Annotated in this window: 12 protein-coding genes; 7 read left to right on the top strand and 5 right to left on the bottom strand. The window is 70.7% G+C overall.

Annotation, left to right across the window (positions count from 1 at the left end; translation table 11 throughout):
* Positions 1-169: 169 nt before the first annotated feature.
* Both mshB and JXZ78_RS33765 read right to left on the bottom strand, forming a co-directional pair.
* On the bottom strand, positions 170-1,108 hold the full coding sequence (gene mshB, locus JXZ78_RS33760) for an N-acetyl-1-D-myo-inositol-2-amino-2-deoxy-alpha-D-glucopyranoside deacetylase (protein WP_033037872.1): 939 nt from the start codon (positions 1,106-1,108) through the stop codon (positions 170-172).
* A gap of 136 nt (positions 1,109-1,244) precedes the next feature.
* Positions 1,245-1,439, bottom strand: coding sequence for a hypothetical protein (locus JXZ78_RS33765; protein ID WP_030020272.1), 195 nt, complete (start codon positions 1,437-1,439; stop codon positions 1,245-1,247).
* 484 nt (positions 1,440-1,923) lie between these two features.
* On the opposite strand from JXZ78_RS33765, the gene JXZ78_RS33770 reads away from it, so the two are divergent.
* Positions 1,924-4,089, top strand: a complete 2,166-nt coding sequence (locus JXZ78_RS33770) for a S9 family peptidase (RefSeq protein ID WP_030020271.1) — start codon at positions 1,924-1,926, stop codon at positions 4,087-4,089.
* A 16-nt stretch (positions 4,090-4,105) separates the two neighbouring features.
* Here the strand turns inward: JXZ78_RS33770 and JXZ78_RS33775 are convergent, their stop codons facing one another.
* Complete coding sequence (locus tag JXZ78_RS33775) at positions 4,106-4,951, bottom strand: hypothetical protein (RefSeq protein WP_157851586.1); 846 nt, start codon at positions 4,949-4,951, stop codon at positions 4,106-4,108.
* A gap of 592 nt (positions 4,952-5,543) precedes the next feature.
* Between JXZ78_RS33775 and JXZ78_RS33780 the strand changes: the two genes are divergently transcribed.
* From JXZ78_RS33780 to JXZ78_RS33805, 6 genes are all read left to right on the top strand, one after another.
* Positions 5,544-6,575: an ABC transporter permease gene (locus JXZ78_RS33780; RefSeq protein ID WP_030020269.1), complete on the top strand. Its 1,032-nt coding sequence runs from the start codon at positions 5,544-5,546 to the stop codon at positions 6,573-6,575.
* An 89-nt stretch (positions 6,576-6,664) separates the two neighbouring features.
* Positions 6,665-8,467, top strand: a complete 1,803-nt coding sequence (locus JXZ78_RS33785; RefSeq protein WP_030020268.1) for an ABC transporter substrate-binding protein — start codon at positions 6,665-6,667, stop codon at positions 8,465-8,467.
* A gap of 129 nt (positions 8,468-8,596) precedes the next feature.
* Positions 8,597-9,574, top strand: a complete 978-nt coding sequence (locus tag JXZ78_RS33790; protein ID WP_030020267.1) for an ABC transporter permease — start codon at positions 8,597-8,599, stop codon at positions 9,572-9,574.
* A 10-nt stretch (positions 9,575-9,584) separates the two neighbouring features.
* Positions 9,585-10,646 (top strand): ABC transporter ATP-binding protein, encoded by a 1,062-nt coding sequence (locus JXZ78_RS33795; protein ID WP_030020266.1) that lies wholly within the window; start codon positions 9,585-9,587, stop codon positions 10,644-10,646.
* Between the two features lie 17 nt (positions 10,647-10,663).
* Positions 10,664-11,818 carry an ABC transporter ATP-binding protein gene (locus JXZ78_RS33800; RefSeq protein WP_030020265.1) on the top strand — a complete coding sequence of 385 codons (1,155 nt, stop codon included), beginning with the start codon at positions 10,664-10,666 and terminating at the stop codon, positions 11,816-11,818.
* Positions 11,819-11,915: 97 nt separating this feature from the next.
* Positions 11,916-12,905, top strand: a complete 990-nt coding sequence (locus JXZ78_RS33805; RefSeq protein WP_050502496.1) for a PI-PLC domain-containing protein — start codon at positions 11,916-11,918, stop codon at positions 12,903-12,905.
* A gap of 24 nt (positions 12,906-12,929) precedes the next feature.
* Here JXZ78_RS33805 and JXZ78_RS33810 read toward each other — a convergent pair whose 3' ends face one another.
* Both JXZ78_RS33810 and JXZ78_RS33815 read right to left on the bottom strand, forming a co-directional pair.
* Positions 12,930-13,982, bottom strand: coding sequence for an ABC transporter ATP-binding protein (locus JXZ78_RS33810; protein WP_238783550.1), 1,053 nt, complete (start codon positions 13,980-13,982; stop codon positions 12,930-12,932).
* Complete coding sequence (locus JXZ78_RS33815) at positions 13,979-14,968, bottom strand: ABC transporter ATP-binding protein (protein ID WP_308281071.1); 990 nt, start codon at positions 14,966-14,968, stop codon at positions 13,979-13,981. Before JXZ78_RS33815 ends, JXZ78_RS33810 begins: the two co-directional genes overlap by 4 nt.
* Between the last annotated feature and the right edge of the window lie 35 nt (positions 14,969-15,003).

The following is a 15,003-nucleotide window of genomic DNA, read 5'->3' on the forward strand; positions in this document are numbered from 1 at the left end:
GCCGCCCCGGCCCCGGCGCCGGCGCCGCCACCGCCCCTGGCCGCCGCGCCCTTGCCGCCCTTGGGGCCCGCCGCGCCCTTGGGGCCCGCCGCGCCCTTGGAGGCCGCCGACGCGCCCGCCTTCGGCCCCTTGCCGCCGGACGCGGCCCTGGTGCGCTTCTTCGCGCCGCTCATACCGCCTGCTCCTTCTCGTTCTCGGTGCGCTCCCCGTTCCCCGTGTCGTCCGCCACGCCCGCGAAGAGATCGTCCTCGCGCTCCCCTGCCGCGGCGCCGGATCTGCCCCGTACGAGCTGGTAGTACTCGGTCCCGTACAGGGGCTGTCCCAGGCCGTTGGAGAGCGCGAAGAAGGGGCCTTCCACGGCGATCTGTGTGGCGTGTGCCCGCATCGCCGCCGCCTTCGCGGCCGCGCAGCGCTCGCCGCCGGAGACCTCGGTGGTCACCACGCTCTCGTCCACGATCCCCGGCACGTCCTCCGCCACGCCGACGCCGGGGAAGGACGGGCCCGCCGCGCGCAGCCGCGCGAAGCCCTCCTCGACCACCGGGCGCGGATTACGGTTCCAGTAGATCTTGTCGATCCGGTGCGGCGCCCCCAGCTCGGGACGGAAGTCCGGGTCGGCGGCGAGGTCGGCGGCCCGCATGGCGACGCGGTGCGCCTGGATGTGGTCCGGGTGGCCGTATCCGCCGTTGCCGTCGTAGGTGACCAGCACCTGTGGCCGCACCTCGCGGACGACGGCGACCAGGTGGCCGGCGGCCTCGTCCAGGTCGGCCTGCCAGAAGGCGTCCGGCCGGTCGTTCTGCGGGGCGCCCATCATCCCGGAGTCGCGGTAGCGGCCGGCGCCGCCCAGGAAGCGGTGGTCGGTGACCCCGAGCACCTTCATGGCGGCGGCCAGCTCCTCGACCCGGTACGGGCCCAGGGCGTCGTCGCGGTCCGGCGCGAGATGGGCCAGCTCCGGCGGGATGACCTCGCCTTCTTCGCCGCGGGTGCAGGTCACGAGTGTGACCAGGGCCCCTTCGCCCGCGTACTTGGCCATCGTGGCGCCATTGTTGATGGATTCGTCATCCGGGTGCGCGTGAACGAGCAGCAGCCGGCGGGCGGGAAGGTCGGTCATGGAGACAGCGTACGAGCCGGGCGGCCGGGACCCCGCATCCCGATCCGGCCCGCCCGGCCCACCCCCGGTCAGGGGCCGGGCCCACCGCCCCCGCGCACGGGCTCCGGCGGGGGCGCGGCACCGCGCGCGCGGATCCCTAGAACTTGATCCCGCCGAGCATCCCGGCGACGTTCGTCGTCAGCTGCTTGATGGTCGGGCCGATCGACGAACTGGCCAGATAGAAGCCGAGCAGCATGCACACCAGCGCATGTCCCGTCTTCAGCCCGGACTTCTTGACGAGCAGGAAGACGATGATCGCCAGCAGCACCACCGCCGAAATCGTCAGTGCCACGGCGGCTCACCTCCAAGTACGCAGGTCCGGACAGCGTTGGGACGGCGCGGGGCCGACGGCTGACGGCCCCGCGGGCACGGGGAAGTCACGCTCCACTCCCTTACCCACTCCGCGGACTGGATCATAACTTTCCACGCTCGCGCATATGTCGGTGCACGGGAGCAGAACGGGGGCGCACACGATCATCGCGGCAGCGGGCACGCCGGGGGCGCGGCACCGCTAGGTCCTGTCGTCAAATTCCCGTCGTTCCGCCCGGAGGGCGGGCCGCGCGGCGTCTGGTGCACTTCGCTTCGCTACGTCTCGGCTCTTTGCATCTGTTTCTCGGAAGCCGAGCCGATCGCAAGGCGGAGGGTCTTCCCGGTACTGGGTGTACCGGGAAGGGCCCGACAACGCAGCGAGCGTGCGTGCTGGGGGTCCCCCCAGCGGTAGCTGGGGGAGTCGCGCGGCAGGCGGGAATTTGACGACAGGGCCTAGGCTCCTCCGCATGACCGGACAGCTCTCATTTCCTCGGCAACACGCCCGTACCCAGCGCTTCTCGCTGGGCGCGCCGCGCGGCTTCGCGGTGGCGCCGGACGGCTCACGCGTCACCTTCCTCCGCTCCCGTGCGGGTACCGATCGAGCGAATCTGCTGTGGGTACTGGATCTTGACGAGGGGCGGGAGTACGCCGCCGCCGACCCGGCGGCGCTGCTCGCCGGCGCGGACGAGGAGCTGTCGCCCGAGGAGCGGGCGCGCCGCGAACGTACGCGCGAGGGTTCGTCCGGTGTGGTGGGCTACGCCGTGGACGCCGCGGTGGAGCTGGCCGCCTTCACCCTCTCGGGCCGCCTGTTCACCGCCGAACTGCGTGCCGGCACCGCCCGTGAACTGCCCGTACCGGGGCCGGTGGTGGATCCCCGGCCGTCGCCCGACGGGCGGCACGTCGCGTACGTGTCCCAGGGCCGGCTGCGGGTCGTCCCGGCCGACGCCGCGCCGGGCGACGGCGACGGCACCCCGGGCGACCGCTCCCTCGCCGAGCCGGACGGCCCGGACGTCACCTGGGGGCTCGCGGAGTTCCTCGCGGCCGAGGAGATGGGCCGCTACCGCGGCTTCTGGTGGTCCCCGGACAGCGACCGGGTGCTGGCCGCGCGCGTCGACGGCGCGCCCGTACGGCGCTGGTGGATCGCCGACCCGGCGCACCCGGACCGCGAACCGGCCCGGGTCGCCTATCCGGCGGCCGGCACCCCCAACGCCTCCGTGGGCCTGGCCCTGCTCGGCCTGGACGGCTCGCGCACGGACGTCACGTGGGACCACGAGCGCTACCCGTACCTGACGCGCGTGCACTGGTCGGCGGCGGGCCCGCCCCTCCTCCTCGTGCAGAGCCGCGACCAGCGCGCCCAGCGCTACCTGACGGTCGACCTCAAGACCGGCGCGACCAGCACCGTGCACGCCGACGAGGACCCCCGGTGGGTGGAGCTGACCACCGGGTCGCCCGCCTGGACGCCCGACGGGCGCCTGGTGCGCGTCGCGGACGAGGGCGGGGCCCGCCGGCTCTTCGTCGGCGACCGAGCGCTGACGGCGGCGCCGCTGCACGTCCGGGCCGTGCTGGACATCGGCGAGGACGACGTGCTGTTCACCGCGAGCGGCGAGGAACTGCACGACATCGGCGTCTACCGCGCCTGGTACCGCGGCAGCGGCGACCAGGGAGGCTGGGAGCGGGTCGGCGAGCGCCCGTACCCGTCGGTGTCCTCCGCGGTGCGCGGCGGCGCCGTGACGGTCCTCTCGCACGCCTGCCCGGACCGGCCGGGGGCGCAGACCGAGGTGGTGCGCCTGGAGGCGGACGGCGGCGAGACCTGGCTGGCCGCGGTCGGCTCGTACGCCGAGGTGCCGGTGCTCGCCACCAGCCCGCGCTTCGTCCTGTCCGGCGAGCGGCAGATCCCCTGCGCGGTGCTGCTGCCGACCGGCTACCGGGAGGAGGACGGTCCGCTGCCGGTCCTCATGGACCCGTACGGCGGTCCGCACGGGCAGCGGGTGGTGGCCGCGCACAACGCCCATCTGACGTCGCAGTGGTTCGCCGATCAGGGTTTCGCGGTGATCGTCGCCGACGGGCGGGGCACCCCGGGCCGCTCCCCCGACTGGGAGAAGGCCATTTACCGGGACCTGGCCGCGGTGGTCCTCCAGGACCAGGTGGACGCGCTGCACGGGCTCGCGGACCGCTTCCCGCTGGACCTGGACCGGGTCGCGATCCGGGGCTGGTCCTTCGGCGGCTATCTGGCCGGGCTGGCCGCGCTGCGCCGCCCCGACGTCTTCCACGCCGCCGTCGTGGGCGCCCCGGTCACCGACCAACGGCTGTACGACACGCACTACACGGAGCGGTACCTGGGGCACCCGGACGAGGACCCGGCGCTCTACGCCGAGAACTCCCTGGTCGGCGACGAGGGCCTGGTGGGCGCCGCGGAGCCGCACCGGCCGATGATGATCGTGCACGGGCTGGCGGACGACAACGTGGTGGTGGCGCACACCCTGCGGCTCTCCTCCGCGCTGCTCGCGGCGGGCCGGCCGCACGAGGTGCTGCCACTGTCGGGCGTCACGCACATGACACCGCAGGAGCAGGTGGCCGAAAACCTCCTGCTGCTGCAAGTCGACTTCCTCAAGCGCTCGCTGGGGGTGAACTGAGCCGGACGGCTCTCCCTCACCAGTTCGGCGGAAGGTCCGAGGGCGGGGGCGGCGGCGCGTACCCCGGCGGCAGCTGCCCGCCCACGGGCCCGCGCGATGCGTCCGCCCCGGCCGCCGGGCGGGCCAGCGCCAGCAGCACCACGAGGCCGGCCAGGGCGGCGAACGAGGCGGTTACAAGGTCGAGCTGAGTGCGCGGTGCCAGGGCGCCGAAGTGTCCGATCAGCCCCGCGCGCTGTGCAGCCGCCAGCGCCGCGGCACCGTGCGCCAGCAGCAGTGACGCGGTCAGCAGGCCCAGGGGCTGTACGGCCGGTGCCCGCCGGGCCGCCCCGGCGGCGGACACCAGGGACAGCAGCGTCAGGGACAGCAGGGACCAGTTGACCGGGGGCTGCAAGAGTGCGCGATGCGCGTCACCGTCGCCGACGACACTGCCCCAGTACGCGCTCCACCCCAACTCCCTTACGGAACAGACCTGCCAGGCCACCAGCACCAGGCCGGCGCCGACCAGCAGCAGCGCAGCACCCACCGCGGGCGCGCGACGCAGACGCCCCTCCCCGCGGGCCGCGCCACTGCGCCCAGCCGCAGCCACGATCAGAAGCGACACACTCCCCACAAGGGCAACACCAGCCGTGATCAGCGCCCACCCCCTGGCCCCGGCCCCCGCCCCGGGAAGCCCGTCCGCGCCGAGGCTCCACAGCGGCGGCACCCGGAACAGCAGCGTCGCCACGGCCACCGCACTCAGCGCGCGCGGAGCGGACGGCGAGCGGCGCAGCACCGCCACCGCCGCGAAGAGGCAGCCGAACCCCAGCACCGGATCCAGCAGCGTGGTCGCCCGGACCACCGCACCCTCCGGACGTATCGGCACGCCCGCCCACAACCACCATATGTCCAGGGGGTATTGAGCCACAGCGAGGTCGCGGGCGATCCAACCGGCGCTCAGCAGCGCGAGCAGCAGGCCCAACAGTGCGCCGAACCCTCCGACACCGCGCGCGCGAGCCCTTCTCCGCCCCATGACGTGGCCCACCCCCTGCCCCCGCACGGACAGGTCTACTCCACTCACCGCACCGGGACAACCGCGCGGCAGCAGACGGCGGACGGCGTCCGGGCGGCAGCCGGCCGGGGTGATCGCAGGGCCACCCCGGCCGGTCGACGGCACCCGCACGGCCGTACGCTGTCGAGTATGGCGCGTCCGTATATCGGCGTGACGACAGTCAAGTTGCCCCGCTGTTACGGACGTTGAGCGGGATATGTCGCCCATGCCGCACACCGCGTACCGCTGTCAAGCACGCACGGGCGTCAATCTGCGCAATCTTCGCTCAAGAAGAGGAAACCACGCCGGCGAGCGTTCACCGTCCTCTTGACTGGGCCATAAATCACTTGCCAAAGTCCGCTCAACCAGCGGTGCGAATCAGCGCTGCGTCCTGTTGCAAGTGAACTCGGTGCGGGGGAACTTCGCGATGACCAGTCCGTCCCAGACCGCGGTAACGCAGACCGATCCCTCCGGACTCGGGCCCGAAGGGCTGCGGAAAGTCAAGGACCGCAAGGGCGGGGAACTGGTCGGCCGTTCCCCCGGCCAATTGATGTGGATCAGGTTCAAGCGCGACCGGACCGGAGTGATCAGCGGATGCGTCGTGCTGGCGTTCTTCTTGATCGGTCTGCTCGCCCCGCTGATCTCCAAGCTGTACGGCAAGGACCCGTACACGCGGTACGGACAGATCACTCCGGGTCTGCTGGTGAACGGATATCCGGCACAGCCGAACGGAGGCATCTCCGCTGAATTCTGGTTCGGAATCGAACCCACCCTCGGGCGTGACGTGTTCATGCAACTCGTCTACGGCATCCGGACCACGCTTTACCTCTCGGTCGCCATCACTCTCGTTTCGGTGCTCACGGCAATCGTCCTGGGTGTGGCCGCCGGATACTTCGGCGGCCGGGTCGACTACTTCATCGGCCGCGTCATCGACCTGCTGATGGCCTTTCCCAACCAGCTCTTCTTCGTCGCCTTCGTCCCCGTGGTCGGCGCGATCTTCGTGGCCCCCGAGGACGCGATGGCGACCTGGATGCGCTGTCTCATTCTGATCCTGGTGCTGTGGTTCCTGGGCTGGATGAGCCTGGCCCGGCTGCTGCGCGGCACCACCCTGTCGCTGCGCGAGCGCGAGTTCATCGACGCCGCCAAGGTCAGCGGCGCCTCCCCGGCCCGGATCATCCGGCGTGAGCTGCTGCCGAACGTGATGACACCGATCCTGGTGCAGACGACCTACATGCTCCCCAGCTTCGTCACCTCGATCGCGGGCCTGTCCTTCCTCGGCGTCGGCCTCGTCGAACCCACCCCCGACTGGGGCCGGATGTTCGCCAACGCCGCCGATTACTACCGCAACGACATCACGTACTTGTTCTTCCCCGGCATCGCGATGGTGCTCTTCATCGTCGTGTTCAACCTCCTCGGGGATTCCGTCCGGGATGCCTTCGACCCGAAACGCGCCCGGTGAACCGTGTTCCACGGGGGGTGCTGCCACCCCAGCACCGCACACGTCAGGCAGCGGCCACGGAACTACGACAGGCAGGTGCATCCACCACCATGAACACAGCCCGTACGCACAGAGCGCGCGCCACCGTCGTGGCGCTGTCCGCGGGGGCCCTGGTCCTGACCGCCTGCAGCAGCGGCGCCGGTCAGGGGGCGGAGGACGACCAGGGACGCAAGGAGGCCGAGAGCCAGCGCGCCCAGATCGCCTTCGGCGACGCCAAGGCGTCCACCGGACCGGCCGAGCCGGTGCCCGACGCGACCCCCGGCGGCACGATCAAGGTCTACCAGCGCGACACCTACGACCACCTGGACCCGGCGCAGATCTACGTCAGCGACGAGGGCACCCTCTCCACGCTGATCTTCCGCCGGCTGACCTCCTACCACCTGGACAACAAGGGGAAGTACACGGTCGTCGGCGACCTGGCGACGGACAGCGGCAAGTCCACCGACGGCGGCCGGACCTGGACGTACACCCTGAAGAAGGGCGTGAAGTTCGAGAACGGCCAGCCGATCACGTCCAAGGACATCCGGCACACCTTCGAGCGGACCTTCGCCGACTTCATCTCCAACGGCCCGACGTACGTCCAGCGCTGGCTGGCCGACGCGGAGGGCAACGAGTACCGCAAGCTGCTGCCGGGCGGCCCGTACGGCGGCAAGCACCTGCCCGACAGCGTGCTGGAGACCCCGGACGCGAACACCATCCGCTTCCACTTCAAGAAGCCGGTGGGCGACCTCCCGTACGCGCTGGCCATGGCCGGTTACTCCGTCGTACCGGAGAAGGGCGACACCAAGGAGCGGTACGACAAGGCCCCGGTCTCCTCCGGGCCGTACAAGATCGCCCCGGGGTCGTTCAAGTCCGGCAAGGGCATGTCCCTGGTCAAGAACCCCAACTGGGACCCGAACACGGACATCACCCGCCACCAGTACGTGGACAAGTTCGACATCCAGTTCGGCGTCTCCTACCCCGACTCCACCCAGCGGCTGATGTCCGACAGCGCCGACAACCAGACGGCCGTCAGCTTCAACAACCAGGTCGACGCGGCCAGCCTCCAGCAGGTGGCCGCCACCCCGGACATCAAGAAGCGCTCCACCAGCGGCTACCAGCCCTACGTCGGCGCCATCAACTTCAACATGAAGCGCCTGAAGGACAAGAAGGTCCGCGAGGCCATCGCCCACGCGATCCCGATCCAGGCGGTCCTGGACGCGTTCGGCACGCCGGGCGGCGGCGAGCTGGCGGGCAGCTACATCAGCCCGACGCTCACCGGGCACAAGGACATCGACCCGTACGGCAAGCTCAAGAAGCCGATGGGCGACGTCGAGAAGGCCAAGCAGCTGCTCAAGGAGGCCGGCAAGGTCGGCATGAAGCTGACCTTCGCCTACACCAACGCGCCCGAGCCGCAGAAGTACTCGGTGGCGATCGCCGACAACCTGCGCAAGGCCGGCTTCAACGTGCAGAACAAGGACCTGCCCTCGGACACGTACTACGACATCATCGGCAAGGTCGACAACCAGTTCGACATCTACCCGTCCGCGTGGGGCGCCGACTGGCCCAGCGCGCTGACCGTGATCCCCCCGGTCTACGACGGCCGCCAGATCCAGGACAACGCGCCGAACTACTCGCACTACAACAACCCGGCGGTCAACAAGGAGATCGACCGGATCTCCCAGCTGACCGACCAGAAGCAGGCCGCCCACGACTGGTTCGCGCTCGGCGAGAAGATCCTCAAGGAGGACCTGCCGCAGCTGCCGACCTTCTACTACAAGCAGATCCAGCTGCACGGCTCCAAGGTCGGCGGGGTGGTCAACAACGACATCATCAGCTCCGTCGACCCGACCAAGATGTTCGTGAAGAAGTAGCGGGGCCGGCGCCCCGGCGCCGCCCGCGCGCCGTGCGCCGCCCGCGTCCGGTGTGCCCGCCGTCCCGGGCGGGCGCACCGGCCCGGCACACTCCCGCCCTTCTGGCTGCCCAAGAGAGCTGCGACCGCCATGCTGCGTTTTCTCTTCCGCCGGTCCCTCGGCGCGATCGTGATCCTGCTGATCATCAGCGCGTTCACGTTCTTCCTCTTCTTCGCCGCCCCCCGGGATCCCGCACTGCTGGCCTGCGGAAAGAACTGCACGCCGGACGCCATCGCAGTGATCCACAAAAATCTCGGGCTCGACAAACCCGTACCGGTCCAGTACTGGCTGTTCATGTCCGGCATCGTCACCGGACGGGATTTCGCCGTCGGGCACTGCCCGGCGCCCTGCTTCGGCTATTCCTTCGCCAACAACGACCCCGTCTGGGACACGATTCTGGACCGGTTCCCCACCACCGTCTCGCTGACCATCGGCGCCGCCGCGGTGTTCCTGACCGCCGGTGTCGGTACCGGAATGATCGCCGCCTGGAAACAGGGCCGGCTCATCGACAAGATCTTCAGCTCGTCCTCGCTGGTGCTCTCCTCCATGCAGATCTATTTCGTCGGGCCGATCGTGCTCGCGCTGCTGGTCTACAACCTCGGCTGGTTCGGTCAGCCGAAATACGTGCCGATCACGGACGATCCCGTGGGCTGGTTCCTGGGACTGATCATTCCGTGGTTCGTACTGTCCCTCATCTTCACCGCGCAGTACACGCGTATGGCCCGCTCGTCGATGATCGAACAGTTGCAGGAGGATCACGTACGGACCGCCAGGGCCAAGGGAATGACGTCCCGTACGGTCTTCTTCCGCTACGCCTGGCGCGGCTCGCTCATTCCCATCGTGACCATTTTCGGTATCGACCTGGGGTCGCTGTTCGGTGGCGCGATGATCACCGAATACACCTTCGCGCTGCCCGGCCTGGGCACCCTCGCCGTGAAGTCGGTACAGAACACCGACCTGCCCATGGTCATGGGCGTGATGCTGTTCGCCGCGACCTTCATCATCCTGCTCAACATCGTGGTGGACGCCTGTTACGCGTTCATCGACCCGCGCGTGCGGCTGTCCTAGGAGAGGCCCCGTGTCCACACTCACCCAGCCCGCGGGCCCACCGGCCCCGGCCGCCTCGGGCCCCTTCCTGTCCGTACGCGACCTGTACGTGCGGTTCGCCACCGAGGACGGTGTCGTCAAGGCGGTCGACGACCTCTCCTTCGACCTGGAGCGCGGCCGTACCCTCGGCATCGTCGGCGAGTCCGGCTCCGGCAAGTCGGTCACCAACCTCGCCGTCCTGGGCCTGCACAGCCCCAACTACACGACGATCACCGGCGAGATCCTGCTGGACGGCGACGAGCTGACCGGCGCCAGGGAGAAGGACCTGGAGAAACTGCGCGGCAACAAGATGGCGATGATCTTCCAGGACCCGCTGACCTCGCTGTCGCCGTACTACACGGTGGGCCGCCAGATCGCCGAGCCGTTCGTCAAGCACACCGGCGCGAGCAAGCGCGAGGGCCGGCGGCGCGCGATCGAGATGCTGGAGAAGGTGGGCATCCCGCAGCCGACGCTGCGGGTGGACGACTACCCCCACCAGTTCTCCGGCGGGATGCGGCAGCGCGCCATGATCGCCATGGCGCTGGTGTGCAACCCGTCGCTGCTGATCGCCGACGAGCCGACCACCGCGCTGGACGTGACCGTGCAGGCGCAGATCCTGGACCTGCTCAAGGACCTCCAGCAGGAGTTCGGCTCGGCGATCATCCTGATCACCCACGACCTGGGCGTGGTCGCCAACACCGCCGACGAACTGCTGGTGATGTACGCCGGACGGGCCGTCGAGCGCGGCACCGTCAAGGAGATCCTCACCGAGCCGCACCACCCGTACACCTGGGGCCTGCTGGGCTCGATGCCGCGGCTGACGGCGAGCGTGGAGGAGCCGCTGACGCCGATCCCCGGTACCCCGCCGAGCCTGCTCGCCCCGCCGTCGGGCTGCCCCTTCCATCCGCGCTGCGGCTTCGTCTCCGAGGTCGGCGGCACCCGCTGCCAGGACGAACGGCCCACGCTGGCCCCCGGCCGGGCGGCGGCCTGCCATCTGAGCCCCGAGCAGAAACACACCCTGTTCACCGAGCAGATCAAGCCCCGGCTGGGCTAGGAAGCGAAGCGACGACCATGAGCGCACCCGAAGACGCCCTCGTGCCCGCTCCCCGGCCGGCCGCCGCCGGCCCCGGCGAGGTGCTGCTGACCGCCCGGGGCCTGACCAAGCACTTCCCGATCATGGCCGGGTTCCCGTTCAAGCGGCGGGTCGGCGCGGTGCAGGCGGTGGACGGCATCGACCTGACCGTGCACAGCGGCGAGACGTTCGGCCTGGTCGGCGAGTCGGGCTGCGGCAAGTCCACCACCGGGCGGCTGCTGACCCGGCTGCTGGAGCCGACCGCGGGCTCGATCACGTACCGGGACCGGGACATCACCCACGCCGGGCGCAAGGAGCTGGCGCCGGTCCGCTCCGAGATCCAGATGATCTTCCAGGACCCGTACTCGTCGCTCAACCCGCGGCAGACGGTCGGCACCATCATCGGCGGGCCGATGGAGATCAACGGCATCGATCCGGAAGGCGGCCGGGAGCACCGGGTCCGCGAACTCCTGGAGATCGTCGGCCTCAACCCGGAGCACTACAACCGCTTCCCGCACGAGTTCTCCGGCGGCCAGCGCCAGCGCATCGGCGTCGCCCGCGCGCTCGCGCTGGAGCCGAAGCTGATCGTCGCGGACGAACCGGTCTCCGCGCTCGACGTCTCCATCCAGGCCCAAGTGGTCAACCTGCTCCAGGAGTTGCAGCGGGAGCTGAACATCGCGTTCCTGTTCATCGCGCACGACCTGGCGATCGTCCGGCACTTCAGCCAGCGCGTCGCGGTGATGTACCTCGGCAAGATCGTCGAGGTCGGCGACCGGGACTCGATCTACCAGCGGCCGCGCCACCCGTACACCCACGCGCTGCTCTCCGCCGTCCCCGAGGCCCGGCTGCTGGACGCGCAGGAGGAAGCGGACGACCGCGAACGCATCCGGCTGGCCGGCGACGTCCCCTCGCCGATCAACCCGCCCTCCGGCTGCCGGTTCCGTACCCGCTGCTGGAAGGCGCGCGACAAGTGCGCCGCCGAGGAACCGCCCCTGGTGCAGATCACCGGCAGCGTCGGCGGCCACCTGACGGCCTGTCACTTCCCGGAGGAGCCCACGACGGCGGCGCGGGACGAGGACATCGTGCTGGACCCGGCGCTGGCGGCGATCGAGGACGCGGTGCCAGGGCCGGCGGCGGCCGACGAGGGTTCCTGAGCGGCCGGGGCCCCGGCCCGCGTCCCCCGGTGTCGGATCAGCCGTCCGGGGCAGGTGCCGAGGACGCACTGGATCCACACAAGGACAGATGACACCTATGGCTCACCGCTCCCCGGCCCGGATACCCACCCGCGTCCCCCTCCTGGCCACCACCGGAGTCCTGGCACTCCTCTGCGCGAGCACCCCGGCCGCCGCTGCCGCCACCGGCCCGCACCGGCCCGCACCGCGCCCCACCTACGCCGTCGCCCACCGGGTGCTCACCGCCGACGGCGTGGACACGGCGCTGCGGCACGGGGCCAACGCCGTCGAGATCGACGCCACCGCCTGGAAGAAGGGCTGGTGGGCGGATCACGACGGCACCCCCACCAGCGCCGGTGACACGATGGAAGCCATGCTCCAGCGCATCGCGCAGCGGCGCGGCGAGGGCAAGACCGTCAACTTCGTGTGGCTCGACATCAAGAACCCGGACCACTGCCGCAGCGACGACGCGAAGTGGCGGCACTGCTCGGTGGCGGCACTGCGCGACCTGGCCCGCCGCACCGTGGAGAAGCAGGGCGTCCGCGTGCTCTACGGGTTCTACGGTACCGAGGGCGGCACCGGCTGGAAGGATGTCTCGACCGGCCTGCGCCCGCTCGAAGGGATCGACCTCAGCGGCAACGCCGCGGACGTGGCGAAGTCCTTCGCGGCCCACGGCTCACACATCCCCGCGAACCAGCGGATGATGGACAAGGGCCTCTTCAGCCTCTCGCTCAACGCCCGCAAGATCACTTCCGAACTCCGGGCCGGCGCCGAGGCCCGCAGTCGCGAGGAACTCGCCTCGACGGCCGGCTGGACGGTCGGCACGGGCGACGCGCAGCACGTCACCAAACTGCTGGCACCGTACGCCGCGGGCGGGGCCGACGCGGACAGCCTCATCTACGGGCTGCGGGCCGCCTGCTACCCGGACGGCACGTCCAAGTGGCGCGGCGGCTGCGGCACCGACGCGTCCTCGGTGAAGAAGGCGCTGGCTTCCATCAGGGATTACGTCGCCGGCCACCCGGCCGAGCGGCGCATGGCCACCAACAGCGACGTGCCGTTCGGAAGCTGAGGCCGGGGCCGCCCCGGCGCCCCGTCACCCACCCGGCACGACCTGCCGTTCCTCCGCGAAGTGGCACGCCGAGGCGTGCCGGGCCGGGCCCGCCACCCCCTCGAAGCCCTCCGGCACGTCCAGCGGCGGCACCTCCAGCGCGCAGCGCTCCCGCGCCTTCCAGCAGCGGGTGCGGAAGCGGCAGCCGGACGGCGGGTCGGCCGGCGAGGGGACGTCACCGCTGAGCAGGATGCGGTCACGCCGGTCGCGCGCCTCCGGGTCGGGGACGGGGACGGCGGAGAGCAGGGCCTGGGTGTACGGGTGCGTCGGATGGCCGTAGATCTCGTCCTCCGTACCGACCTCGGCGAAGCGGCCCAGGTACATCACCGCGACCCGGTCGGAGATGTGCCGGACGACGGACAGGTCGTGCGCGATGAAGACGTACGACAGGTCGAACTCGTCCTGGAGCCGTTCCAGCAGGTTGACGACCTGCGCCTGGACGGAGACGTCCAGCGCCGAGACCGGCTCGTCCGCCACGATCACCTCGGGGCGCAGCGCCAGCCCGCGGGCGATGCCGATGCGCTGGCGCTGCCCGCCGGAGAACTGGTGCGGATAGCGGTTGATGTACTCCGGGTTGAGCCCGACCACGTCCAGCAGCTCCTGGACCTTCCGTCGCCGGTCCCCCTTAGGAGCCACCTCCGGGTGGATGTCGTAGGGCTCGCCGATGATGTCGCCGACCGTCATGCGCGGGTTCAGCGAGGTGTACGGGTCCTGGAAGACCATCTGGATGTTGCGGCGTACGGCCTTCAGCGCGCGCCCCGACAGCCTGGTGATGTCCTCCCCCCGGTACAGGATCTGCCCGCCGCTCGGCTTCTCCAGCCCGACCAGCAGCTTGGCGACCGTCGACTTGCCACAGCCGGACTCCCCGACGATCCCCAGCGTCTCGCCCTTGCGCAGGGCGAAGGAGACGGTGTCCACGGCCTTGACGGACCCGACCTGCTTGCGCAGCACGACGCCGCGCGTCAGCGGGTAGTGCTTGGCCAGGTCCCGTACGTCGAGGACGGTCTCCCCCACGCGCCCGGCCGCCTCAGCGTTCACCGGCGGTCTCCTCGCTCACTGATGGTCTCCTCCCAGAAGTGGCAGGCGCTGGCCCGGCCCGGAGCCACGTCGTAGAGCGGCGGCCGGTCCGTACGGCAGACGTCCTGCGCCTTGGGGCAGCGCGGGTGGAAGGGGCAGCCCGGCGGGATCGCGGTCAGGCTGGGCGGCAGGCCCTTGATCGCGTACAGCTCGCGGCCCTTCTGGTCCAGGCGCGGGATGGAATCGAGCAGGCCGCGCGTGTACGGGTGCGCGGGCGCCCGGTAGAGGTCGTGCACGGGCGCGGTCTCCACGATCCGGCCCGCGTACATCACCGCGATCCGGTCGGCGACGTCCGCGACCACCCCCAAGTCGTGGGTGATCAGCACCAATCCCATGGCGTACTCCCGCCGCAGCTCCGCGAGCAGGTCCATGACCTGGGCCTGGACCGTCACGTCGAGCGCCGTCGTCGGCTCGTCCGCGATGATCAGATCGGGGCCGAGGGCCAGCGCCATCGCGATCATGATGCGCTGGCGCATCCCGCCGCTGAACTGGTGCGGATAATCACCCACCCGGCTCCGCGCGGCCGGAATACGCACCCGGTCCATCAGCTCGGCCGCGCAGCCACGCGCCTCCTTGCGGGACATCCCCCGGTGCACCTCGAACATCTCCCCGAGCTGCGTCCCCACGCTCAGCACGGGGTTGAGCGCCGACAGCGCGTCCTGAAAGATCATCGCCAGCCGCGTACCGCGGATCCGGCGCCGTTCCTCCGCGCCCATCCGCAGCAGGTCCCGCCCGTGGAAGAGAATCTCGCCGCCCGTGACGTGTCCCGGCGGCGTGTCCAGGATGCCCAGGACGGCCTGCGCGGTCACCGACTTGCCCGAGCCCGACTCCCCCAGCACGGCCAGCGTCTCGCCCGCGCTCACCCGGTAATTGACCCCGTTGACCGCGTGCGCCACACCGTCCCGTGTACGGAACTCCACCTTCAGCTCCCGCACGTCCAGCAGCACGCCGCCACCGGAACCGTCCTCCTGCCGTGTCCCCT

This window comes from Streptomyces monomycini (assembly GCF_022271435.1).
GTDB lineage: Bacteria > Actinomycetota > Actinomycetes > Streptomycetales > Streptomycetaceae > Streptomyces > Streptomyces monomycini.